General features: G+C 57.1%; 29 protein-coding genes and 1 pseudogene. All 30 read right to left on the bottom strand.

All coding sequences use genetic code 11. The features are described 5' to 3' along the window. Nucleotides 1-83 precede the first annotated feature (83 nt). A complete protein-coding gene (locus tag AAC035_RS02575; protein ID WP_339799671.1) occupies nt 84-401 on the bottom strand; it encodes a hypothetical protein in 318 nt (105 codons plus the stop codon). Nucleotides 402-411: 10 nt separating this feature from the next. Further along, nucleotides 412-1,254 (bottom strand): hypothetical protein, encoded by an 843-nt coding sequence (locus tag AAC035_RS02570; protein WP_339799669.1) that lies wholly within the window; start codon nt 1,252-1,254, stop codon nt 412-414. A 107-nt stretch (nt 1,255-1,361) separates the two neighbouring features. Continuing rightward, the gene (locus AAC035_RS02565) at nt 1,362-1,793 is read right to left on the bottom strand and encodes a DUF4124 domain-containing protein (protein ID WP_339799668.1); all 432 of its coding nucleotides are present in this window, start codon (nt 1,791-1,793) and stop codon (nt 1,362-1,364) included. A gap of 171 nt (nt 1,794-1,964) precedes the next feature. Then, nucleotides 1,965-2,429 (bottom strand): hypothetical protein, encoded by a 465-nt coding sequence (locus AAC035_RS02560; RefSeq protein ID WP_339799666.1) that lies wholly within the window; start codon nt 2,427-2,429, stop codon nt 1,965-1,967. Continuing rightward, nucleotides 2,429-3,409 carry a hypothetical protein gene (locus AAC035_RS02555; protein ID WP_339799665.1) on the bottom strand — a complete coding sequence of 327 codons (981 nt, stop codon included), beginning with the start codon at nt 3,407-3,409 and terminating at the stop codon, nt 2,429-2,431. Before AAC035_RS02555 ends, AAC035_RS02560 begins: the two co-directional genes overlap by 1 nt. Before the next feature lie 105 nt (nt 3,410-3,514). Further along, on the bottom strand, nt 3,515-3,946 hold the full coding sequence (locus AAC035_RS02550; protein WP_339799663.1) for a hypothetical protein: 432 nt from the start codon (nt 3,944-3,946) through the stop codon (nt 3,515-3,517). Then, nucleotides 3,946-4,521 (bottom strand): hypothetical protein, encoded by a 576-nt coding sequence (locus AAC035_RS02545; RefSeq protein ID WP_339799662.1) that lies wholly within the window; start codon nt 4,519-4,521, stop codon nt 3,946-3,948. The genes AAC035_RS02550 and AAC035_RS02545 overlap by 1 nt, the downstream gene beginning before the upstream one ends. Then, nucleotides 4,518-4,826, bottom strand: a complete 309-nt coding sequence (locus tag AAC035_RS02540) for a hypothetical protein (RefSeq protein WP_339799661.1) — start codon at nt 4,824-4,826, stop codon at nt 4,518-4,520. The genes AAC035_RS02545 and AAC035_RS02540 overlap by 4 nt, the downstream gene beginning before the upstream one ends. Nucleotides 4,827-4,884: 58 nt before the next feature. Beyond that, the gene (locus tag AAC035_RS02535) at nt 4,885-5,880 is read right to left on the bottom strand and encodes a major capsid protein (RefSeq protein ID WP_339799659.1); all 996 of its coding nucleotides are present in this window, start codon (nt 5,878-5,880) and stop codon (nt 4,885-4,887) included. Between the two features lie 44 nt (nt 5,881-5,924). Further along, entirely contained in the window at nt 5,925-6,260 is a 336-nt protein-coding gene (locus AAC035_RS02530) for a head decoration protein (RefSeq protein WP_339799658.1), read from the bottom strand. A gap of 15 nt (nt 6,261-6,275) precedes the next feature. Beyond that, entirely contained in the window at nt 6,276-7,367 is a 1,092-nt protein-coding gene (locus AAC035_RS02525) for a head maturation protease, ClpP-related (protein ID WP_339799657.1), read from the bottom strand. A 2-nt stretch (nt 7,368-7,369) separates the two neighbouring features. Next, nucleotides 7,370-8,806 (bottom strand): phage portal protein, encoded by a 1,437-nt coding sequence (locus AAC035_RS02520; protein WP_339799655.1) that lies wholly within the window; start codon nt 8,804-8,806, stop codon nt 7,370-7,372. Nucleotide 8,807: 1 nt separating this feature from the next. Continuing rightward, nucleotides 8,808-9,017, bottom strand: a complete 210-nt coding sequence (locus AAC035_RS02515) for a hypothetical protein (protein ID WP_339799653.1) — start codon at nt 9,015-9,017, stop codon at nt 8,808-8,810. Continuing rightward, nucleotides 9,017-11,065: a terminase gpA endonuclease subunit gene (locus tag AAC035_RS02510; RefSeq protein ID WP_339799651.1), complete on the bottom strand. Its 2,049-nt coding sequence runs from the start codon at nt 11,063-11,065 to the stop codon at nt 9,017-9,019. The genes AAC035_RS02515 and AAC035_RS02510 overlap by 1 nt, the downstream gene beginning before the upstream one ends. Then, nucleotides 11,062-11,550 carry a DUF1441 family protein gene (locus AAC035_RS02505; protein ID WP_339799650.1) on the bottom strand — a complete coding sequence of 163 codons (489 nt, stop codon included), beginning with the start codon at nt 11,548-11,550 and terminating at the stop codon, nt 11,062-11,064. The genes AAC035_RS02510 and AAC035_RS02505 overlap by 4 nt, the downstream gene beginning before the upstream one ends. A gap of 163 nt (nt 11,551-11,713) precedes the next feature. Further along, nucleotides 11,714-12,061: a hypothetical protein gene (locus AAC035_RS02500; RefSeq protein ID WP_339799648.1), complete on the bottom strand. Its 348-nt coding sequence runs from the start codon at nt 12,059-12,061 to the stop codon at nt 11,714-11,716. 4 nt (nt 12,062-12,065) lie between these two features. Then, nucleotides 12,066-13,763, bottom strand: coding sequence for a hypothetical protein (locus AAC035_RS02495; RefSeq protein ID WP_339799646.1), 1,698 nt, complete (start codon nt 13,761-13,763; stop codon nt 12,066-12,068). Then, nucleotides 13,763-14,608, bottom strand: a complete 846-nt coding sequence (locus AAC035_RS02490) for a hypothetical protein (RefSeq protein ID WP_339799644.1) — start codon at nt 14,606-14,608, stop codon at nt 13,763-13,765. Before AAC035_RS02490 ends, AAC035_RS02495 begins: the two co-directional genes overlap by 1 nt. Further along, a complete protein-coding gene (locus AAC035_RS02485; protein WP_339799643.1) occupies nt 14,605-15,804 on the bottom strand; it encodes a hypothetical protein in 1,200 nt (399 codons plus the stop codon). The genes AAC035_RS02490 and AAC035_RS02485 overlap by 4 nt, the downstream gene beginning before the upstream one ends. A 177-nt stretch (nt 15,805-15,981) precedes the next feature. After that, nucleotides 15,982-16,350, bottom strand: a complete 369-nt coding sequence (locus AAC035_RS02480) for a hypothetical protein (RefSeq protein WP_339799642.1) — start codon at nt 16,348-16,350, stop codon at nt 15,982-15,984. Next, complete coding sequence (locus tag AAC035_RS02475) at nt 16,347-16,670, bottom strand: phage holin family protein (protein WP_339799641.1); 324 nt, start codon at nt 16,668-16,670, stop codon at nt 16,347-16,349. The genes AAC035_RS02480 and AAC035_RS02475 overlap by 4 nt, the downstream gene beginning before the upstream one ends. 35 nt (nt 16,671-16,705) lie before the next feature. After that, nucleotides 16,706-17,122, bottom strand: a complete 417-nt coding sequence (locus AAC035_RS02470) for a glycoside hydrolase family protein (RefSeq protein WP_339799639.1) — start codon at nt 17,120-17,122, stop codon at nt 16,706-16,708. A 166-nt stretch (nt 17,123-17,288) separates the two neighbouring features. Further along, nucleotides 17,289-17,786: a hypothetical protein gene (locus AAC035_RS02465; RefSeq protein WP_339799637.1), complete on the bottom strand. Its 498-nt coding sequence runs from the start codon at nt 17,784-17,786 to the stop codon at nt 17,289-17,291. Nucleotides 17,787-17,789: 3 nt separating this feature from the next. Continuing rightward, on the bottom strand, nt 17,790-18,011 hold the full coding sequence (locus AAC035_RS02460; protein ID WP_339799635.1) for a hypothetical protein: 222 nt from the start codon (nt 18,009-18,011) through the stop codon (nt 17,790-17,792). Between the two features lie 124 nt (nt 18,012-18,135). Further along, nucleotides 18,136-18,684 (bottom strand): recombination protein NinG, encoded by a 549-nt coding sequence (locus AAC035_RS02455; protein WP_339799634.1) that lies wholly within the window; start codon nt 18,682-18,684, stop codon nt 18,136-18,138. Beyond that, nucleotides 18,681-18,893 carry a hypothetical protein gene (locus tag AAC035_RS02450; protein WP_339799633.1) on the bottom strand — a complete coding sequence of 71 codons (213 nt, stop codon included), beginning with the start codon at nt 18,891-18,893 and terminating at the stop codon, nt 18,681-18,683. Before AAC035_RS02450 ends, AAC035_RS02455 begins: the two co-directional genes overlap by 4 nt. After that, a complete protein-coding gene (locus tag AAC035_RS02445; protein WP_339799631.1) occupies nt 18,890-19,156 on the bottom strand; it encodes a hypothetical protein in 267 nt (88 codons plus the stop codon). The genes AAC035_RS02450 and AAC035_RS02445 overlap by 4 nt, the downstream gene beginning before the upstream one ends. Further along, on the bottom strand, nt 19,153-19,575 hold the full coding sequence (locus AAC035_RS02440; RefSeq protein WP_339799629.1) for a hypothetical protein: 423 nt from the start codon (nt 19,573-19,575) through the stop codon (nt 19,153-19,155). The genes AAC035_RS02445 and AAC035_RS02440 overlap by 4 nt, the downstream gene beginning before the upstream one ends. Then, entirely contained in the window at nt 19,575-19,778 is a 204-nt protein-coding gene (locus AAC035_RS02435) for a hypothetical protein (RefSeq protein WP_339799628.1), read from the bottom strand. The genes AAC035_RS02440 and AAC035_RS02435 overlap by 1 nt, the downstream gene beginning before the upstream one ends. Before the next feature lie 749 nt (nt 19,779-20,527). Then, nucleotides 20,528-20,886: pseudogene (locus tag AAC035_RS02430) on the bottom strand (hypothetical protein); the annotation flags it as partial.

Below are 20,886 nucleotides of genomic sequence, written 5' to 3'. Positions count from 1 at the left end.
GATTGGCAGGGCTATTAGCGACTATGGTTATTTCGATCCGCTTGACGCTAAAGATTGCGAATTATCTTGGCAGGGCAGCTTTGCTAATCATCTATCCATGTTCCTTTAAAGATGATTTCCAGCAGACGATCATCCGCGTCTTCGCTTGCCTCTGTGCTTGCTGTCCAATTATAAAGGTGGCAGTTCTCTCCGTCAGATCTTTGGTAAGCGCTCACCTCGCCATCGTTTTCCACGAAGGCAAATGTTTCTGAAAAATAGGAATGCTTTTTATCACCATGCTCGACGCAAACAACCCCAGTCTTGACCCAGACTTTCCAGCGCTTCGCCATTTGGAGTAGAGTCAAAGATTCCGGCATTTCAAGCGGTGCCGTTGTGCCTTTAAGGCTTACAACTTTCCCCATTATTGCACCTCTATGCCTGGGCAGCGACAGCGTAATCTTTTGCGACAAAGCCTTTTGACTTGTCTCCGACAACAGCAGCATTTACCCAAACCGTTTTATTGGGGAGCCGCCTTATATGTCCGCGCCTTAGATGAACTCTTGGTGGTTGATGGCTTCCGCCAAGACCTTGTCGCGAATTCATCCTGTCTTGAGAAATCTTTAAAATCTTATATGAGTAAAATGGCGGCTTCCCTTGCTTTATTCTTTTTTTGTTTAACCGATGACGGTTACTCGGCTCATCAACTGTTAGGGAGTTTGAGCAAGCGAGCGCGGACAGAAACTCAACAACCAACAGAGCGAGCGAGCTGACAAACCTGTCATAACCATTAACGGGCGGGCGAAATATGTGCTTCGGCCCACTAATTCTATGAATCCCAACTTCTAGCGCGCCACCTTCAAAGTACATCAGGCCGAGCGCATCAGTGACTACCCAGTAGTCTGCCTTAAGTTCGCCATACTTTGTGATCGAATGGATAGCTATCCCCTCACGCCCATCTGCCTCACTAGTAAGCTGCGTAGCTAGCAAGACTTTCCCGTTAGCGGATGAATGTTGCTGAGAGCTGTGTGGAGCCTCAAGAATGACTTGTTTAAATGGCAGCATTAATTTGCCGCCAAGATACTCTTCGACGGCGTAGTCGATAGGCTTGCTTTCGAAATTATTTATAAGGGAGCAATCCGGAGGGAGCCGAAACTTTATAGCTCCCTTTATACTTCCGATGATGCTTGCTATTTCTTTATGTTTATCTTGCTTCGCCGCCTCAAAAATTTGCGACTCAAGATAGCTTTGCGCGTGGGTTGCAAAAAAAGTTTCCATATTGCGTCTCCTGAAACGCTCCTGTTTTGTGAAGGGTGGCAGGCCGGACAGGAACTCCGGCTTTTCGGGTGTACAGCCCTAGCCACTCAATAACGCTATCACACTATTTAATTACAGTCCCGCTCAACTTCTCTTTCAGCCGCCCTCAAATACGATTCAAGGCGGTTCTTTTCGGATTGGCGATAACCTCGCCGCCCCAGCTCCCTCAAAAGGATTTCATATTCTTCAACTTGTTCTTTTGAATACTGGCACCCCCAACTATCCTCAGGATCGTCTTCAATGCTCGTATTCATCTGGGCGGCGCGACGCTTTTCTCGACGCTCCTTTTCGAGCCGACTTGCTTGTCGCACAACATCAGGCTGAACTCGTCTTTCAGCCCCCATTGAGCCAGGGCTGCTTTCCCGGATTGCGACCTCTTCCTGCTGGCCAGGTGGCGGCTGGCTTCCAAAGTGAGTTACGCCGTTCTCATCGGTCCACTTGTAGACCTGAGCAGCGGCAGAAAAGGAAAGCGAGATGAGAATACAGAAAATCAGGCGCATATTACCTCCGTGTCATGTGCCTGAAGCGTAGCACAAGGCTTCCCGGAATTTCCTATTTCCGGGACTCAAACCATCGGGCCCAAAGGCTGACTTCAACTTCGGTGAGGTAGCCCTCTGGAAATACGTCGGGCATGCTCTCGAAGAGATAGCGGCCCTTCCGGTCAGCAAGCGCTATGCCGGCTTGGATTTCCGGGCGCCTCCAGAGGGCTTTGGCTTTACCTGGGCAGCTTGGCCCTTTCCGGTGAGCTCCATGATCTTATTGGCAAGTATCGAGAACTCGATGGGAAAGGATTCCGCCAGCTTCACGACGTCAGCCAGATCCATTTCAGGCTCAACGATGCCCAGTCGAACATGCTCCAGGCGTTTGGCCAGTGCCGCTGGAACGTCCTGGTGAAAACCGATGCCGTCCATAATGGCCTCGACCTTCTCTTTCCCGGCGCCGGCCAGCTTCTCCACCAGGTCCGAAAGCAGCTTGCCTTTGCTGGCGGATTCTTCAGCCAGGGCCAGATGGGTGGCGGTGAGCCCACGAACACGGACCACCCCATCACCCAGCCCGGCCTCAGCCAGAGCGTCAAGCGTGACTTCCGTTTCACGCGGGACGAACTCGGCTTTGCGGAATGCCTTGATATCAAGCATTAACCGGACACCTCTACGCCGGCTGACTCAGGCGAGATGGTGCAAGATGCCTGAATCTCGTCGCCAGCGGGGAAGGTTCGGCTGATACCCAGCTTTCCTTGCTCAAGGATGTGACCCGGCTGGAACTTGTTCGGGAAGAACTTATACCAAAGGATCTCATTCTTGAGCCGGACAATGCCGTCGGTGATGCCGTCGTTGAGGTAGGCGGTGAACGAAGCCTGGTTCAACGTGGAGCTGGTAGAGCCCAGGGTGGTGCCATAGATCTGTGTGGAACTGGTGCTGTGAGAGGTTTCGGAAGGCACGAAGTCCGAAGCCTTGGACAGATCGGTGAAGATCGGTTCAGCAAAGCTGGCGAATACGCCCTTGGTCTCGTCACCAGTATGAATCGGCGGCAGGGCGGCGTTGAACACGACGTTGCCGTTACGGTAATCGATCTCATAGATCGGAGAATCGTAGCGCTCCTGGTGCACGCCAGGTACTGCGAAAATCTCGGAAGCCTTCACGGCAGCCGCGCTGGCGGTGGAGAATCGAACCTGGCCGATCTCAACTTCGCCTTCTGGAATCAGAGGAGGGCCGCCAGCTGCTCCACGAGTGTTGCTGAATGCGGTGCCTTCTGTGCCGGCAACCGCGGTGTACGATCCAGTTGAATCCAGGGTGATCGAGTGAATCAGGTGGGTATCCACGGTGGCGCGGGAGCAGGTAAGCCCAGTTTCACCTGCAGCAGCAATCTGGGCTCCGCCGATGTAGGCAGTAGAGGCTGCCACGTCAATCAGGTTATTGGTGCCGGCAGCAGCCGGGCTGATCGCGCCACCATTGATAAGTCCGTCGGGCCGAACGACCGGTTCAGAACCAGTTCGGCGTGACCACAGGGCCGCGCCAGATTCGAATACAGTGTTGTCGCCACTGTCGATGAGGGCATCCATCGGCTGCTGGCTCTGGCCGCCCTCAAACTGAATTTTTGCATTTTCAGCGTTTGCCATGATCTATTCTCCGGGTGCTGATTGCCCATATGCGGGCGAGGTGTGAAGGTTTCTTCGGGCACAAAAAAAGCCGCTCGAGGGCGGCTTGATCTGCAGTGTTCGGGGTTATTGGGTGAACGGGTCACCGTTCTGTGTTTCAAAGATCAGGTCCAGCTTGAGTCCGCAGCCTGTCACTTTCAGCCCTGGTTCGGGGGTGAGCGGCAGGAATGACGCTTCGTTCATCGAGTGAGCAAGGCCATTCAGTGTTGGCTCGAACTGGCCATCCTTCATGAACACGCTGGTCACGGCTTGGGCATACATGGCTCCGGCCGCTTCCGCCGGATGGCCAGTAACCTGAAGCTTTACGAATTCGATGGTGATTTCCATGGTGTGCTGGAGGCTGCCGTACTTCGTGCGCTCCGTTTCCTGCTCGCCATCCCAGACGCAAATGAACTCATCCTCGTCGGCGTATTGCTCGCGACGCAGTACTGGCGTGGAAATAAGCGGTGCAAGCCTGCTCATAACTTCCTGAACGATCTGCTCTCGAATGGTTTCCATTACAGGAGCCCTCGGTTAATCAACCCGACCTGACGGTCCAGCTCTTTCAGCATGGCCTGTGCGGCGGTCTCTTCGGCCTTGCCAGCAAGGCCTGGCGTCTGCTCATAGATGGTTGGCACGGCAGGGCCAGACTTTCGACGATACGGGCCAAAGCCATTGAAGCTGGGGCTGTCCACGTTGGGCTCGAAAACGCCGGTGTACCGCTCCTTCACCAGCGTCCAGAAGAAAGCATGCTTATACTTCTGGCGGGGCTTATCCTTCCAGATCCGGAAGGTGACGCCGGTCTTGGTTTGCCGGGCCCCGAAGTCGGTAAGCGGCAGAACCTTGCTCTGCAGCACCACCTTTGCCTGCATCTTGCTCAGGCTGGCGAAATACACCTTGGTTTTATCGCGGATGGTGGTCTTTTTCAGGTTGGCCTTTGCCGCCATACCATCCACGGCAGCCTTGCGCCCCTGCTTTGCGCCGAGGTTGATAGAGCGATACAGCGCCCTTTTCGATCCCTGGCGGTAGGCCGCCAGCAGATTCAGCGTATCGTTGAGGCTATTTGGCTCAATTCGTATCGATGCGTCGCTCATTGCTCGCTTACCACTACCCGAATTGTGTATCCATCATTGGCGATCTTGCTTTCAACCCGCCAGATCTGGGCGCCGACGTGGATTTCATCGCGCTTTTTCAGGGCCCCAACCTCTTCCGTCAGCAGCTCCGCTTCGTCGCGGGTCTCTGCGGTCTCGGTCTCTCCGGCGGTGACTATCTGGACGTCCCGGGAGATGTGAATCAGAACGTCAGCCACAGAGCCGCCGGAATACCGGTGTAGGTTGCCCAGCGTGCCCATGGATTGCAGTATCCGCCGGGCGGATTTCTTGAAATGTCGATCGCTCATAGTTGCTCTCCGCAAACTGAAACAGCCCCTCGAAAGGGGCCGCTTGGATTTGCAGAGATCAGCCGGTCAGCTTCACAACTGCGTTGGGGCGGGTGCAGAGGAACAGGGGGTTGGACTGAGACTCCAGGGCCATACCCTTGTTCATGGCCAGCGGCTCTGCTTTGGTGTAATAAGGCAGCCCGTTGGTCCCGACGGTTTCCATGTAGTTGGCAGGAGCAAACCGGCCAATGAACAGATCGGGCACACCCTCAGGGATCGCGTAAGCCTCGTCATCGGCCACAAACTTGGTGTTGCCGACCTGGCCACGATACTGCTCAAAGATCGCTCCACCAAACTCAAACCCACCGCGGACGTCGTCGCGCAAGGCGGCGCCATCCTGCCAGCGGGCATAAGCGGCTTCGACCGATCCATGGCCGATCAGGTTTTTGAAGTAGGTCCGGCCGCAAACAACCCGAACACCAGTGAAGGGTACGCCCTTCAGCTGATCTTCAATCTTGTCCAGCAGCTCCATAACCTTGTTTTGCACCTTGGTACCGGCAGTGCCCAGTACCAGCGAGTGAGTAACCTGGCTGATACCGAACGCGGTGAAGGTGTTCAGCAAAGGCGTAGTGCCGTTCGCGTCCATCAGAATGCCCTTCACCGCACCGATCTTCAGGTGTTCCATGGTGGCATCCAGTTGCTGGCGATGTTTTGCCTGGCGCTTGGCGACGTAGTTGGCAACGGCCTCAACCTCAGACTCAGAGCCAAAGGCCCGGAGATTCTGGATTTCGTCGGCCATTACGGTGGAGCTCTGCGGCAGATGCAGAGTGTTGAACGGCACCAGGGTGCGGCGGTCAGCGTTCACGATCAGACCTGGCGCACCACGGTCAGCGGCTGGAACCAGTGCCAGGGTAGCTCCATCTTTCTCAATGCTGAGCTGTGTGGTATTGATGCCTTCGTTATTGAAAAGGCCCAAGGCGCCAAGGCGCCCCGGGACGAAAGGGGTTTCCATGATGGCGGCTGTCAGCGACTGCAGGCTGAATGCGTCATCGTTGAAAATATCAAGTGAAGCCATTGTAGATCTCCTGATCTCAGTTTCGTTTCAGCGGATGACGCTGATTAGCGGGGAATGATGCCGGCGGCTGCCAGATCGGTGATTGCGTCAGCGTCAGCGCCGGTCAGCAGCGCCTCGGACACCTCAGCATCGCGGGCAATCACTACGGCGGACACGTCAGCGGCAGATCCATCGGCGGGGCCGTAAAGAACTGCTACTGCTGTTTCGGTACCGTTGGACGCACCTGATGCGTAGGCGGTGTACTTGCCGGATGCGGTGACCACGCCGAGAACCTGGCCCGGCAGGTAAGGCCCGCCGGTCAGGGTGACGCTTTCGCGGGAACGGCTGCCGTTAGCTTCTGAGACCAGAAATTCACCGGCGCGGACTGTTTCAGTTTTCATGGATAACCTCCGGGGTTATGTTTGATTATTCAGTTGGGAGTAAGCCTTTTTGGAGTCAGGCTGCTTGCTGTTGCCCGGGCCGGGCGCGTGATGATGGTCCAGATCTTTGTCTGCCAGCGCTTTGGCCTCAGCAATCGCGGAGCGGATCATCTGTGTGGGATCGTTCAGGTGCTTGAGCATGAGAGCCGAGTCGATGCCGGAGGCCTTGGCGATGTCTTCCACATCCTTGGCCATGCGGATCCGGGCCTCGACTGTGGCAATGGGCAGCTTCTCTTTTGCCATCGATACCGCCAGCGCATCGAGGCCTGCTCCGGAGCAAAGCATAATCACCTCATCAGCCGTGGCGGCAGCCGGATTACGAAGGGCCTCCAGCTCACTGGTGATACTGTCAACCTTGGCGCCAAGGTCGGCGATTGCCTGATCCTTGATCGCAACCAGGGCGGTGGCGGCCTCGGCCTCGGCCTGAGCTGCCCGAATCTGGCCCTGCATTTCGATCTGTTGTTTGAACTTGGCGGGGTCTGCACTGGCAACCGCTTTCAGCTTGGCGTCCTTGTCGGTAGCCAGGCCCCACTCGATAGCCTCATCGGCACCCATATAAACGTCACCGCGATCCAGAAGAGCATTGATCTCGTCAGCCGTCTTGCCGGTACCGGCGATGTAGGCCTCAACCAGGGCGGCGTCAATGGCGCTGATTCCCTTGGCGTGCTCTTCCATTTCCTTGGCGCTATAGAAGCCCATCATCAGGGTGGATGCGCGATGCGTCATGATGCTGGTGCCGACGCCCATGGTCCGGGTATCGCCGGCCAGCATGATAATGGTGGCAATACTGGCAGCCATGCCGGTGACCCGGACATGAACTTCCGCGTCGTGATTCTTCAGGTAGTTCATAATCCGGACGCCGGACGCAACGTCGCCGCCGGGGCTGTTGATTTCCAGATCGATCCGGTCAAGCTCGCCGAGCTCATCGACGGCCTGGATGAAATCCCGGGCGGCCTGCTCGCCGGTGAAGTCCGAGATCCAGTCCGGAGCCCAATCGGAGCCGATCGCCCGATCAATTACGACTTTGGCCGTCCGATCTCCAGAAGCCTGTGCAGTAAACCAGGACATAGTTATTCCTCTTCGGTAATGCCGGCGCCTTGCAGCATCTCGGCTTTGCGTTTGCGGGCGTTGACGTTGGCCTGCTGCACATCGGCAGCGCGGTAGCCGCGTTTGGCGACAGCAGCGTCCAGACTCTCCAGATCGTTCTCGATCTCTTTGACGGTGGCGGCCACGTCCTGCGTTGGATTGATGTGCGGCCAGCGTTGGGTGCGCCAGTCACGGCGGTTGTAGTCGTCGTATCGGTCGGCGTAACCCGGAGCGCGAATGGCTCCGGAAAGAACGGCGGCATCGGTGAACCAGAAGCCGACCTTTTCGCAGATCTGGTGGATCGTCAGGTGGTCCTGGGCGGTCTCGATCTCTCGGCGGTATTCGGTGATCATCGCCCGGTAAGTGCGGTCATTGATCTTCGACCAGTCACCGGTGACCAGCTCGTAAAGGGACTTTGCCCCGCCAGCAATGGAAAGCAGCTGTTGGCGCTGGAAGTCACTGTATCCGGATCCTGTGTTGTCGCCGTCGAACAGGGTCATCTTCTCGCCTGCGGCGCCGGTCAGGATTGTGCCGGGCTGGGCGTTGACCTCTGGCAGTGGATCGTCGTCCCCAACCGGCTCACCAGTGACCGGATCAAAGTTCCAGTCCTGGTCGTTGGTGTAATCCTTTGCCAGAAAGCCGGTGAACGGTGCACGGGTTTCTTTGCGGACCAGCTCGCTGTCTTCATAGCTGTCGTATGTGCGGGCCCGGAGCAGGGATTGAACAACGTCAGGCCCTCCACGGACCTGGCCGGGGCGGAGCGGCAAGTAGTGGTGGATGATCTGACTGGCCGGAATTCGCAGTAGGCGGTTGAGGACCATCATTCCCGCGTCCTGCGGGTGCTCCGGATACATCCAGACCGCAACAAACTGGCCGCGCCGGTTGTATTCCTTGCCGGCGATAATCCGGTTGCCGTTGCGCAGATCCTCGTTGAGCGTCTCGGGCACATGATCCGGCTCGATGACCTGCAGCTGAACAGGTACCGTCATCCCGAATGAGGCGGGGCGCGAACGGGCGCGAATGAACACCTCTCCGGCAATGCGCCGACACCTTACCGCTTGGGCCAGCTGCCCGTAGAAATCAAGAGACCCATCCGGTGCCGACATTCCAGTCCACGGAAGCCAGAGTTCAGCCGCTGCAGCATTGAATGTCTCGAAGCTGGATTCGAATATCGGCGTGATTCCGGTGCCGACCTCGTTGACCACGTTGCGGGTGATTGCCCGCTCGATCCATGCGTTGTTCCGGAAGCCTTGGCGGGCCCGGTTCCGCAAGGTATTGAGTGAGCCATTCAGCGCCCGATTGGGGCCGGTGGCTGGGGCGTTCCATCCTGTGGCCCTGCGGCCATGGGTGGCGCCCTCGTAGGCCTGAGCGCGATAGACCGGAGTCTCACCGACGCGAACGCGAAGTCTCGGCTTATTCATGTCAGACCCCTTTGCTCACGTTCAGTCGGACGCCGCGGCGTGGACGATTGCCAAGTGCCTTGGTCAGCTCACCCTCGATGTGGTATTTCGCCCGCTCCAGCTCATTGATGGATCGGTAGCGGGTGCGCTTGCCGTCGGAGAACTGAACCTCCAGCACGCCGGTGGCAATCGCCTCGTCAATCGCGTCGATGTCGCTTTGAGTAAATGCCATCAGCTTTGAAACCTGAATCGTGACCGCCGGCGCTGTCGTGACGCGGGCAGTGCGGTGGAGTTCTTCGAATCTGACGTTCTTCCGTCAGACTGGATTTCTGTATTGCTGTCCCAAGGTCTTGCCCAGGGTGGCGGGGCTTCCCAGTTGATCTTGTCGTAACCATGAAGCGTGGCGACCGCATCGCAGTAGCCCATCAAGTCGAAAGCCTCGTTGTTACCCTTGCCCGGCCTGTTCCATTTGCCCTGAGGGTCGCGCTGCTCATAGGTCAACTCTTCAAAGAACCATTCCCCGAGCCAGTCCGGAAAGTGGATGTAGCCCGGCCCGGGCGTTTCCCGCTCCAGGCAGTTCGCGATGGTGTCTTTGATCAGGTTGGTGTTGAGCACATACAGCGGTATGTCACCCCGGCTACTTGCGTGTCGGTCCTTTCTGCCCGTGCTATCCGGAAAGGACTCACGAATCCGGGGCGCTCCGATGCGACTGCCGCCCTTGAGCAGCTTCGTTTTTCGGTGCAGACCCTGACGCTTCAGTCGGCGGTAGAACTGGTATGAGTTCTCGGTGACGCCGTCCTCACCACCGGTATCAATCCCGGATAGAAGGACCGGCATTTCTCGGCCACTTCCATCCGCCAGCGGGTACCGGCGAGAGATCACGAAATTGATGAGCAGATCCCAGTCTTCGGGGTAGCCGCCCGGGTCAATCCGGAGCTTTTCTCCGTCCTCGTCAAGCCGGTCAGACTTCCTCAGGGCGTAACGATCGATCAACCATCGCTCGCCGTGCTCGCCGTAGCCCACAACCTGAACCACAAATCGGCGCTTCTTTCCGCCCTGGACGTCCACGGCCGCGAACAGGCAGCGGACGCCTTCGGGCACCTGCCGCTCACCAAGCTTTTCCGCTCGTTGCTGAATGACTTCCAGGCTGCGGGCGTTCTCAAGTTTCCGGTACCGGTAAGGACGGCCCCAGTCGGTGTTGATCGTAGCCTTCAGCTTTTCCTGTGACTGGGTTTGCTCGAACACCTCTTCGGCCTGGCGAAGCTTGTACGCCAGATTTTCCCAGGTCTGAAACTTTGCCGCCGGGCCCTCCATCCAGAACGATGCGATCCTGCTTTCCCGTGGCTTTCCGGCAACCTCCCCTTCCGCTGTCAACTGGCAGCCTTCCGGCAACCAGCGTGCGTGACGGTTCAGCTCTCGCTTAGCCTCGGCACCCTCGATGATCGTTCCGCAAGAGGGGCAGAACGGGTGCGCCATTTCCAGGTTGAAGTTCTCAAGGATTGGCTGAAACCACTCCTTGCAACTGGGGCACTGCCAGTAAAGCCGGCGGCGGTCGCCCAGGTTGTACAGCGCAAGCGCCCCCTTCGTCGGCGGGGCCATGTGCGGAAACTTGGGATCAGGCTTCCAATCCGGGTCGGTGATCTCCCAACCCGGCGAAGTCTCCACCAGGGTCATGCCGGATGACATGAACGTCTGTGTTCGCTTCGAGGCCAGGCTGAAGGGATCACCTTCGCCGCTCAGATCCTCTGGCAGGCGGTCGTAATCGGTGAGGGCCACAAACCGGTAGTCCGACGACGACAGAACGTTGACTGTAGGCCACTTGATTCCGAGATAGTTGCCAGCCCTGAACGTCTTGTCATGCACGTTGTTGTCATGGCCGTGCGGACTCATGAGCGGCGCCAGCTTCGGCGAATTCCGGAGCATCCGGTCGATCCGCTTCTTGCTGTACTCTCTCGACTTTTCCTCACTGATCTGGACGATCAACATGTCGCCCGGGTCGCAGCTGATGACGTAGGCAACCCAGCCATCGAGCAGCGATATCGTTTTCCCGGACCTGGCCGGGCCGATGAACACCACCGCGTCATAAAGCCGGCTGGATAGGCAGTTCATTGCCTCGGTCATGTAAGGCGTCAGGTCGTCCTTGAAAGGAGCTACCTTGCCGCCCCCATCCACGACCATCATCCGCTCACAAACAGCGTCGCTGATCCGGATCCGCCGGGGCGGCTTAATGAGTTCCGCGACCTCTCGCTTGATCTGCGCTGCGCTGGCCAGAGAGCTCATTCGTCATCTTCCTGAATGATCCTCAGATACATCTGCTCCCGCAGCGCATCCACCGTTTCCTGCACTCGCTCAATCGCTTCGGGCGTCAGACTGCAATCCCGCTCCAGAATGTCAGGCAGGCTGTCCAGCGTCGTGGTAACCGCTTTCGCCAACCGGCTCATTTCCAGATGGACTTCCTCGGCTCGAAGCAGCTGGCGAAGCTCGATTTCCAGTTTGATGCGCTCGTTCTCGGACTGGTACCAGGCCTTTCGGTCTTGCGGCGGAAGATCATCCGGATCTCCGGCTGCCCCCGAAAACGAGTCCGCGAATATTGCAGGCCCCGCGTCCTGAAGTCGGTAGACGTTGGCATTGCTGCGGGTGCCGGCTGGCACAACCCCGGCTGCAATCAACCGCTTTCGTATGGTGTCCCGATGCAGGCCGAAGGCGTCAGCAAGGCGCGTCAGGTTCCAGCTGTACGCATCTTCAAGCCTGTTGATTTCCGCCAATGTTTGCCACCGTAGGTTTCAATAGCTGCAACACCAGAGAATTCAGAGGCCAGAAGGGCTAAGGCTGGGTGCTGCTGTCGGCCCTGGGGGCTCGAAAATTTGTCGAAAACCGCGTGGTTGCCCCGGCCCCGCGGGCTTTTGAGACCTCCAGGGGCCCCAAGCTCTACGCGGTGACCTTGAATCCCGCTGACACCGTTGAGACGCAGCGAATAGCCGTGACGGCGTTCACCATTAGGCTGTCCGCATATTCAGTGACGTCGCCCTCAGCCCAGCCGTGGCCGACTGCAGTTCCGCCGGTAACTTCTTCGACAGAATCCTGCGTGTACTCAACCCGGGCGGTACCGGAAGATGGTTCAACACTTACCAGAAACTCTCCGATGCCAGGGGGGAGGATCAGCCACTTACCCTCACCGGCAACACTGGCGCTGTGATTGAACCGCTGACGGGGGATGGTTCGATTCTGGTTGAACTGCTGGTCTCCAGTATCCGGAGACAGGATATCTACTGGCATAAAATCACCTGAACAAAGTGGAGGACAGTGAGCCTGCCGGACGCCTGAAGATCGGACGGAACATTCCGCGATCAGCAGTTGGTGGACGTTCTCGGATATTCAGCGTTGCTGTAGCGGGATCGGATTCGTTACCGGCACCATCAACGCCTGTCAGAGTCATCTCGTATGGGCCCAGAGCAAGCTCCGGGAGTTGCTGACTCCAGATTCCATTGACCGGGGAGGGGGAGTAGGTAACGCCATTCACGACCAGTGAAAGGCTGACAGCATCGTCCGCTTGGCCAGAAGCCAGGGGGGCAGTGCTGAACGTATTGATATTCCCGATGGTGATGGCCGGGGGCACTGCATCGACAATTACGCCACTGGTGTCGCCAACGCCCGCCAACTGCAGGCCGGCAGGGCGCGACTCACTGTCTGCGATCTCACCACCGTTAAGGGCGACAACGGTCAACTGAACGCCGTCGGCAGCGTTGTCGCCAGCCTGCACGGTGTAATTGAACACTAGCACCGCGGTACCGCTGCCGCTGACAAAGTTGGCGCTGCGCTGCTCGCCATCCAGAGACAGCAGCAGAACAGGGCCACCGGTTACCGTTACAGCGTCATCCCAGGTGACTGTGAATGCGAGCATGTCGCCAACGGTGTAAACCCCAGCGGCCGGAACGGTAACAGCAACAATCGGCGACCCAAGCGGAACAGGCTGAGTGGTTTCGGTCAGCGTGAAGATCCCGCCGTCACCATTGCCGTTAAATGGCTGAACATCGATTGAGTACGCTGATTCCGCCTCAAGGCCAGTAAAGCTGAACGGGCTGGTGATAGCGCTCCACTCGCCATTGTTGATGCGGCCCCGGAAACCTGTTGCATCTGATGCGCTGTAATCGAAGGTACCGTTGATGCTATCGGGCGTGGCTACCACCTCAGCGAAGGTCACTACACCAGCAGGAGGTTGGGTTGTGGCAGTCGGCAATCCAGTAGCATCAACCTGCAGCGCATACGCAATACCGTCATCCGAGACCAGGATAACGTCCTGCATGCCCTCTGAGAGGGTTTGGTAATCGCCCGAATTGGTCCAATTGTTCGGCTTGAGCGCAAGCAGCTGCTCGCCAATCAAAGGCAGGCGGGACCAGGCAGCGAACAGGCCGGGGCTGGTCAGCGCCTGCGTGATTGTCGCGTAGTTCCATAGTTCGCCCGGGCCATAAGCCACAGAAACAGATGCCGTGGATGCCTCCGGATCTACAGGGTCAACGGGCTGCTCAGCACCAATCGTGTATTCCAGGGCGCTGGCCACACCTGTCGCGCTGACAATGTGCCGCAAAGTGTAGGTGCCATCCGCGCCAGTCACGGTGCCGTCAGCAGCTACCGCAATGCTGTCGGGGTATTCAATCTGATCGCCTGCCACGGGGGTAGTGGCAAAAGAGGCATCGCCAGCCCAGCTGGTCAGCGTTACATATTCGCGCCCCGCTCCTGGAGCATAGGCCGCCTCAATACTTACTGTTGTAGGCGCCGCAATAGTCACCGCCTCAGCCGTAGCCAATCCCCCGCTGTCCACCTCCCAGACCGTATAGCTGCCTTGAGCGCCGATATAGTCCGTACCGTCCCACGTCAGAGCATCAGGCAGCACCAACTGATCGACGCCCACGGGCATAGCCGTTTCTTCGAGATAGGTCCCGGCAGGCGGTGCGTAAGCCAGTGCGGCAGAGGTTGCCATCAGAACAGCCTCACTCTTGCGCTAGGACCGAACTTGATCATCTGACGGTTGCCACTGGTCGGCAGGCTCGGTGTCACAAAGCTGAAGGTGCCAGAGTGGACGCCTGCGGTGTCCGTATTGGTCACGCTGAATGCTGTCAGCTGGCCGGCTGTCGCTGTGGACAGGGTGTTAACGCCGACTTCGCCCTCAACGCCATCCGAGAAGGTCGCGCCAGTGGGGGTGACGTTAAAGTTTTCATACGTCCCGGTGACTGTAGAGCCAGGAGTGATAGGCAAGGTTGAGGTAATGGTGATGGCGGCAACAGGCGGGCCGTCAGTTTCTATAATTCTGGCCGCATTAAAGTAAGACCAGCCCGTCGATGTGTCGCCCCTTTTGACCTCAAAGATAATCACGCCGTCAGCTGGAGAGATATCTTCAAAGCTGGCAATTACTGTTGTGTTCCCGCCATTTGGCACATTCTGGGCCGCGCCTCCGTTAACCCTATAATCGGTGTTTCTACCGCTGGGCCCGTAGCTTGTAGCTTGAATTGTATATTTCTTGCTGTTGTCAAGCCCTGATATATTGATGATTTCCCAGTGCGCTGCGTCGTTTGTGCCGTGCCCTTGCTGGAAAACTACCGCCTGATCTACCCAAGAGGCGTCACCGGTGCCTGCTTGTGCGCTGGTATCACTGATGCCATTACCGAAAATCGCTGTTTCGTCCCAGACCCAACTCCACCCTGTTGCGACATTGTCCGTATCTACCAGGTTGGCCACACCCCCTTCTGCGGTCGTGTATTCATTCCAAACCGAGATCGTACTGTTCGCATTCAAGGTGGTTCTCGGGTTTATATCTGCAATTCTCACAGTAGAGCCTCCGGGATGCTGTCACGGACCAGAACGTCGTCTGCGGCCCACCATTCCTGGCGACGGTCAGAATCTGGATAAAGATGGAAGAAGTCGTTGCCGCCAATCGAGAAAAAGTTCCATTTCGGCATTTCAGTAACGCCTGCGGGCAGGGATGGAACCCACATGATGTCGGTGATATTCATCATCTGAACGTCATCGATCCATTGCCGAACTATGCCGTCTGCGGCTCCGGGGGCTGAGTTTGTTTGTACATAGAAGCCGATTTTTGTGTATGTGCCGGGCGGCCCAAACACTTGGGTGTGTTCGATAATTCCAGATGTCGGGAGAGGCCCGCCGTTAAGTTTGTCCGCAAGGATGGGGTTGGCGCCCCCTTTCCCCATGCCAAAAATATGATCTGTGTAATTCATGGAATTTTGCGGGTAACTGCCACTCTGCTGCGTCGAGAGAACGTAATTTTCTCCGTGCGGCCCACCCCGGCGAGTGTGCAGATTGCGAACGCCGTAGTTGTCGCGCTTCCAGTCCCAAAGGAAGAGCGGGCCTTGGTTGCCGCCGCCGAACGCGGTAAACTCGCTGCCTTCTCCTCCCCAGCTGCCGACACGGAATATCTTCGAAGATGCCTCGCTTGGGGTGATCGTCCAGTTCGGCGAAAAGGCTATATAAAACTCAACATAAACGCCGGAATAACCGGGCTGGAGTAGTTTCAAGAGCTGTCCGTCCGACCACCAAGACCAGCCATTAAGGTCTGAAGAGTCGCGTCTTTGAACGAAGCACTTCCCGGTGCCACCTCTGGCAATGCCTGAGTTTGCCGCAAGGATCTCAATGGTTTCATGGCGGTCAGGGTGGCCCATAGAAGGCGCCCACCTTGGGTCTTGGTAGACGCTATCCCATCCAACCGGCACAGTGTGCGTACCCTGCCGCTGAATACGATCCGGCCCATCGCCATTAACCGGGAAAGCCCCGGTATTGTTCTCTGGCAGGCCGCTATGCCAGTCGGGCTGATCGTCAAAGCCGTCTTGGAAAATGACACCTTGAGGTGCCGGTTCCGGATCAGGCACAACATCTGCCGGCCTGCTACCATCCCGCCGGTCAGGCCGCGTATCAATCAGGTATTCACCTTCAGGCACCTGAGCCGCTTTGATAATGGGCGGATCAACGTCGCGCATGACGATGTTTGCTACGGTGATGGCGGTCATTTCAAGGGCTTCCTGTGATCGTCTCGCCAGTTGCGAAGCTCGGTTTTGTCGCTGTTGCAGATTCTCAGCATCGTTTGCAGCTCGCTTGAGTAGTCGGCCAGATCAATGTTTTGCATGGAGTCGCCAGGCCACGGAATCGGGCATGGCTCAAGCAGGTAATCGGGCGGGTATCGGTATTCAGTCTTCGTCTTGACGAGCGCCGGCTTGCAGGCTGTTAACGACAGCAGCAGGCACAGCACCATGATTCCACGGATCATCTTGAAGGGCCTCGTCCCGCTCCTGCCGAATAGCTCTGGCTTCGGATTCTGCTCGCTCCCGGGCTCGTTTAGCGGCAAGTACCGCTTTGTCCCGGCGCTGGATTTCGATGGATAGCTCGGCGTTCTCGTTGGCCTGCTCGGTCAGCGACTGCTCAAGCTGGCTGTTGGCCTGGGTTAGCTCGCCCACTCGCTCGTTCATCGCGTCCCGCTCCTGTATCAGGAACCAGATGGCAATGGCCATGGTCGCAACGATGATGCCGGCGCCGCCGAGGATGTATTTGCTGATCATTTGAATTTATTGGTGAAGAAGTCGGTCAGGAGCTGTCGGACCTTGTCGGCGCCCAGGTGGGCAACCATGCCGCTGGCCGCGATGGAGAGGCCCGGCGTCCATTGAAAGAGCTCAATGCAGACCATGTAGGTGACAAAGGCGAAAAAGCCGGCTGACGTGGTTGAGAGCAGGAATGCGGTGAGGTCCCACTTTCGACTACCGCTCTTGACCTCCCCAAGGAAGGCCAGCCCACCACCGGCGAGGCCCAGGGCAACTGCAATGATCGCGTCCCAGTATTCAACGATCTTTGCGAGCAGCTGGGCTATTTGCTTCTCAGGCATCTTCATTTCCGTCATATCCATTGTGATTAAACCGGTTACGTGATTCGACCGGCTACCATAACTGCTGCCAATTCTTTGGCGCGATTTCCCACCTGTTGAGCCCATCGAGAGTCGAGCATTTCATCAGCGGCCTGCTGCCACTGCATCATGTCCAGCGCAGCCCACATCTTGCGGAATCTCATCAAGCTAGGGGTGCCGAGGTTGAACGCCATATTGGCCAGCACTGTCTGTCGCGCCTGGTTCAGGGTGTTGTAAGCCGGCAAGCGCTTCAGCTCTGCCTCGATGGCGTCAATGTCGTTGTCCAACAGGAAATCAGCTTCTTCACGGCTTATGCCGTTGTCTTCGATATTCCGGCCGTAGCCGATGGTGAGCTTGCCCTCAGTGCAGCGGTAAGGCTTCAGGCGCAGGCCTTCATGACGCTCAAGTTGGGAGCGAAGTGCGGCGCGATCCATGGGCAGTCTCCAGAATTAAAAAAGCCCTCACGCGGAGGGCAATGGTCGTCAGGCAGGGGAATTGCGGGCACAAAAAAAACCGCCAACTCTTGCGAGGGCGGTTTTCTTTGGGGGGAACTTCGACTGTGATTTCGAGGATACACTCTGGTAGGAAATTGTCAAGCCTTTACGCGGCTCGATTCAATCGGGCGCCAATTAGCGCTTCAAGCCTGGCATATCCATCGCTGACTCTCTGCCGGAATGTCCGTACATCAACCTTCATCATCTGGGCGCACATCTCGTCGGTCCAATAGATTTCACGGCGCTTCTCGGTAAAGGGATCTATCGCTACCTTGGTCCGCCCATGGTATGCCTGCTCGATGCACAGTGCGTCACGCTGGCGCCACGACATTCTTTCCATAACCCCGCAAGCCCTCACCTGCTCATCCGTCCATTGGCGACGGTTGATCCGGTCAACCTTGTTTCCCAGGGTGCAGAATCCGGAATACCCGGATGAGTGCGGTATCTGTCCTCGGAAATCTGCCATCGCTCCCATGAGCCCGCGCCCTTCCCATGGAATGCCTGATTCGCTCGACATGAGCACATCCAGGTAGCAGTCAACAACTCTGATCGCTGCCTGCCTCGCCTTTATCTGCTGTGGTGTCCGCCGATTCTGCTCTGCCATGCCCTACCCCCGCATCAAATTAAACGCTGCCCGAATCTCAACCTCATCACTCTGTTCTGCCAGCCATTCCTCCAGTTCCGCCCGACTTATCTGCTTGCCTCGATATTCCGCCCATTTCGCTCGCGCCTTCACCGCTGTCGGCACCGGGGCAAAGCCTTCAAACCGGTCACCGAATCTCTCGTGACAGCTTTGTGCGGCCTGCTCAATGCTGGAATCAGTGAGCATGGTGCACAGTCTTCCGGAGACTATGGCGGTGAGTTGGATCACTTGGTCTGCCGCTTCATCGCCGCCTCATACTGCGCCTGTGACTGCCAGGTGATCTTTATGTGTGCTGGTAGCTGTGCCCAGGTCATGCTGCCTTCCTCTCCAGTTCACGTGTCATCTTGCGGTACCTGGCCTTGATCGCCTTCAGGTCGTCGATGGTGTAGTGCTTTGGCTCGTGCAGGCCTTCGATCCAGTCAACCGCTTCCTGTCCGAGCCGGTGAATCAGTCTGATTCGATACTCGACAATGTTGCCGCTGTCGAAGTTGTTGCACTGAGCGCACTGCTTATGGCAGTTCAGTTCCTCAAACCGCAGCTCTGGCGCCGCCTTTGTAGTCCGGTAGTGCCCGGCATGAAACTGCCCAGCGGTGTAGGTGCCGCACGATATACAGGGCCGATGAGCGTCCCTTGCTCGGATGTAGGCGTTGAATGCCTGCTGCGCTTCCCGTGTGTGATCGCCACGGCTCTTGATCCGCTCTTTCTGCTCCCGCACCCACTTGCGCTGAGCCTTCTGTTTCTCTGCCGCCTTCTTCTCGGTCTGCTTCTTGCCGATGGCCAGGCCGCAAGCGAGTGAGCAGGCCACTTGCAAGCTGTTTCGGGGCTCAAACGGCCGCTTGCACTGCCGGCACTTTTTCAAAACTCCCCCGGCGACCGTCTGTTATTGAAGTGATGCTGCCGCTTCGGTTTATTCTGATACCCATCAAGCACCGTGATTTCACCCCCGGCTGCCAGAAACTCGGCGGTCTGCCGCTCAATCTCGTCGTGCCGCTCACGGTTCTTGGTGATCCCGGTCAGGGATGGGCGGTCTCGTACTGTGATGGGCTTGCAGTTTGGGTGTCGGGTCATTGGGCTTTCTCCTGGTCATAGCGAATCACGCTCTTGAAGAACTCGGTCCAGTCTTGGCGCTCTCCAAACGAACTCATTAATTGCTTTGACACCACTTGCGCCGCATAGCGTTTCACTCCGCCCTTCATGTAGGTTGCAATTACTTCGCACTGATTTTCCTTCAGTTGAGGGCTTCCGCTATCAACGGTCACGTCGTCCACCAACCCTTTCAGTTGCTCAGCTACAAACGCCCTGGTGAATTCAACCCATTGCTCTTGGCTCATGCTGCCTCCTGATCCCGTTTCGGCCAGTCGGGGCAAGTAATGCCCAGCCGGCTCCCAAGGTGCCGCGAAAGCACGGCGTGAATGTCTGTGGGCTCGACTGTGGTGATCTCCGTGGTACTGCGCTTCTCGGTCATTGCCAGCTGGATAGGGCGCCACAGGTGTTCTTTGACGGCGGCCTGGGTCCACGGCAGATCAACGTCCTGCCTGAGCGTCCTGCGCATGTCGTAGCCGGCATCGTTCAGCGTCTCAGCCAGCCACTGGCAGAACAGGTGCAGTGCCCGGTTTTGGGTGAGCGTCCGCTGCTTGGCCTTGCGTCGGACATCTACCTCGATGTATTTGTTCTCGCGCCACAAGTCGGCCAACTGCTTCTGTGCCTGGGCCAGGGCAATTTCAGAGTTAATGGTCAGCATCTCGGCCATCACGCTGCCTCCGGCTCAGGGTCATAACCCCCATACCCCAGTCCATAGCGCCCGTCCAGTTCGCGGACGATGAGCCTTTCCTTTAGCATCGTTTCGAGCCAGGCGCGGGTCTGAAACGGGTCCATGCCGATAGCCCTGGCGATCTGGCCGCAGTGCAGCGGGCCAGGCTTCAGGGATTCTGTGATTTGCTGTTCGATGGTCATTCCACATCCCTCCACATACGTCCAACGCACCGCTCGTCAGAAGCCCGCTCAGAGTGCCCGCAAGCAATGCTCTCCCAATGGGTTACTACCGCACGGGTTTTGCGTCTGCCGTCCTCTGGATAGCCATCTGGCGCGATCACAACCGTCTTTCCAGGCCTTTTCGTCCGGTTCCAGCAGCCATAGCGACCATCTGCAACCAGTTGCACATGCGTTTGCGTACCTTGTTGCGTACTCATGATGCGGACTCCGCGTAAAGCGATCGGACATTGGCTATGCGCTCACTCAACCACCGGTCCCATCGCGGATCCGGATAAGGCGTAACCGGTGCGACACAGCTTTTCAGCGGGCACCCCTTACAGCCTGGGTGCTTCTCGCAGTGGTCTATTACGTCCTGGGGGATTTGGTTCATGCGGCTTGCTCCTTGGCAGACAAAATAGGCTTCACAGCGCAAGAGCTATGCAAAAACCTGAGTCTATGGAAAGACCCTCCTGGCCGAGCAACGAAACACTTCGACTTTCTTTTGGGGCACCGTCCCAGCAGCACGTAACGCTCCCTTGTTCGCATCAGCATGAACTTGTCGCCGTCGCTGTGAGATTGTAATAAAGTTAGTACCAAATCAGCGCTAAAGACCGCATTAAATGGATTTGCAAATACGACCCTGAAAAGTAGAGTTGGTAACTTTTGGCAAAAATCGCTGCTCAGGTGCCAGAATGTCTGCAATCCGTACTAATAAAGTTGGTAACTTTCCGCTATTTTTTTCCGTTTGCGTTGCCCATGTTGGTGTAATATTGGCGCACTTCATTGATGGTATTGGTAGCGTTGCCGGTACTTTCATGCTCTGCCAGAATACCCAGCAACCATAAATTGAGTTGCTCATAGCCATGCTCAAGTTCTTGAGCATATCGATCATTATCATCAATCTTTTTGGCCAGAATATCAGTGCTTTCACCTCGCTGATGTAGCATCATCGCGAAATTGGCTACGTCTTCAAACGTACCCTCGTTTCCTTTCGCTAGATGCTCAACCAGCAAATTAGCCAGATGTTCACCACTATGCGTAAACCGCTGAAGGTTGCCACCCATTCCACGTGAAGCCTGCCACCCGGACC

It is taken from the genome of uncultured Marinobacter sp. (assembly GCF_963974375.1).
Taxonomy (GTDB): Bacteria; Pseudomonadota; Gammaproteobacteria; order Pseudomonadales; family Oleiphilaceae; genus Marinobacter.
Note: the sequence above shows the minus strand (reverse complement) of the source record. Positions and strands in the feature narration are given on the sequence as shown.

Coding starts and splice junctions, on each gene's coding strand:
- AAC035_RS02575 (WP_339799671.1), bottom strand. CDS start 401: ATGGGGAAAGTTGTAAGCCTTAAAGGCACAACGGCACCGCTTGAAATG.
- AAC035_RS02570 (WP_339799669.1), bottom strand. CDS start 1,254: ATGGAAACTTTTTTTGCAACCCACGCGCAAAGCTATCTTGAGTCGCAA.
- AAC035_RS02565 (WP_339799668.1), bottom strand. CDS start 1,793: ATGCGCCTGATTTTCTGTATTCTCATCTCGCTTTCCTTTTCTGCCGCT.
- AAC035_RS02560 (WP_339799666.1), bottom strand. CDS start 2,429: ATGCTTGATATCAAGGCATTCCGCAAAGCCGAGTTCGTCCCGCGTGAA.
- AAC035_RS02555 (WP_339799665.1), bottom strand. CDS start 3,409: ATGGCAAACGCTGAAAATGCAAAAATTCAGTTTGAGGGCGGCCAGAGC.
- AAC035_RS02550 (WP_339799663.1), bottom strand. CDS start 3,946: ATGGAAACCATTCGAGAGCAGATCGTTCAGGAAGTTATGAGCAGGCTT.
- AAC035_RS02545 (WP_339799662.1), bottom strand. CDS start 4,521: ATGAGCGACGCATCGATACGAATTGAGCCAAATAGCCTCAACGATACG.
- AAC035_RS02540 (WP_339799661.1), bottom strand. CDS start 4,826: ATGAGCGATCGACATTTCAAGAAATCCGCCCGGCGGATACTGCAATCC.
- AAC035_RS02535 (WP_339799659.1), bottom strand. CDS start 5,880: ATGGCTTCACTTGATATTTTCAACGATGACGCATTCAGCCTGCAGTCG.
- AAC035_RS02530 (WP_339799658.1), bottom strand. CDS start 6,260: ATGAAAACTGAAACAGTCCGCGCCGGTGAATTTCTGGTCTCAGAAGCT.
- AAC035_RS02525 (WP_339799657.1), bottom strand. CDS start 7,367: ATGTCCTGGTTTACTGCACAGGCTTCTGGAGATCGGACGGCCAAAGTC.
- AAC035_RS02520 (WP_339799655.1), bottom strand. CDS start 8,806: ATGAATAAGCCGAGACTTCGCGTTCGCGTCGGTGAGACTCCGGTCTAT.
- AAC035_RS02515 (WP_339799653.1), bottom strand. CDS start 9,017: ATGGCATTTACTCAAAGCGACATCGACGCGATTGACGAGGCGATTGCC.
- AAC035_RS02510 (WP_339799651.1), bottom strand. CDS start 11,065: ATGAGCTCTCTGGCCAGCGCAGCGCAGATCAAGCGAGAGGTCGCGGAA.
- AAC035_RS02500 (WP_339799648.1), bottom strand. CDS start 12,061: ATGCCAGTAGATATCCTGTCTCCGGATACTGGAGACCAGCAGTTCAAC.
- AAC035_RS02495 (WP_339799646.1), bottom strand. CDS start 13,763: ATGGCAACCTCTGCCGCACTGGCTTACGCACCGCCTGCCGGGACCTAT.
- AAC035_RS02485 (WP_339799643.1), bottom strand. CDS start 15,804: ATGACCGCCATCACCGTAGCAAACATCGTCATGCGCGACGTTGATCCG.
- AAC035_RS02480 (WP_339799642.1), bottom strand. CDS start 16,350: ATGATCAGCAAATACATCCTCGGCGGCGCCGGCATCATCGTTGCGACC.
- AAC035_RS02475 (WP_339799641.1), bottom strand. CDS start 16,670: ATGCCTGAGAAGCAAATAGCCCAGCTGCTCGCAAAGATCGTTGAATAC.
- AAC035_RS02470 (WP_339799639.1), bottom strand. CDS start 17,122: ATGGATCGCGCCGCACTTCGCTCCCAACTTGAGCGTCATGAAGGCCTG.
- AAC035_RS02465 (WP_339799637.1), bottom strand. CDS start 17,786: ATGGCAGAGCAGAATCGGCGGACACCACAGCAGATAAAGGCGAGGCAG.
- AAC035_RS02460 (WP_339799635.1), bottom strand. CDS start 18,011: ATGCTCACTGATTCCAGCATTGAGCAGGCCGCACAAAGCTGTCACGAG.
- AAC035_RS02450 (WP_339799633.1), bottom strand. CDS start 18,893: ATGACCCGACACCCAAACTGCAAGCCCATCACAGTACGAGACCGCCCA.
- AAC035_RS02445 (WP_339799631.1), bottom strand. CDS start 19,156: ATGAGCCAAGAGCAATGGGTTGAATTCACCAGGGCGTTTGTAGCTGAG.
- AAC035_RS02440 (WP_339799629.1), bottom strand. CDS start 19,575: ATGGCCGAGATGCTGACCATTAACTCTGAAATTGCCCTGGCCCAGGCA.
- AAC035_RS02435 (WP_339799628.1), bottom strand. CDS start 19,778: ATGACCATCGAACAGCAAATCACAGAATCCCTGAAGCCTGGCCCGCTG.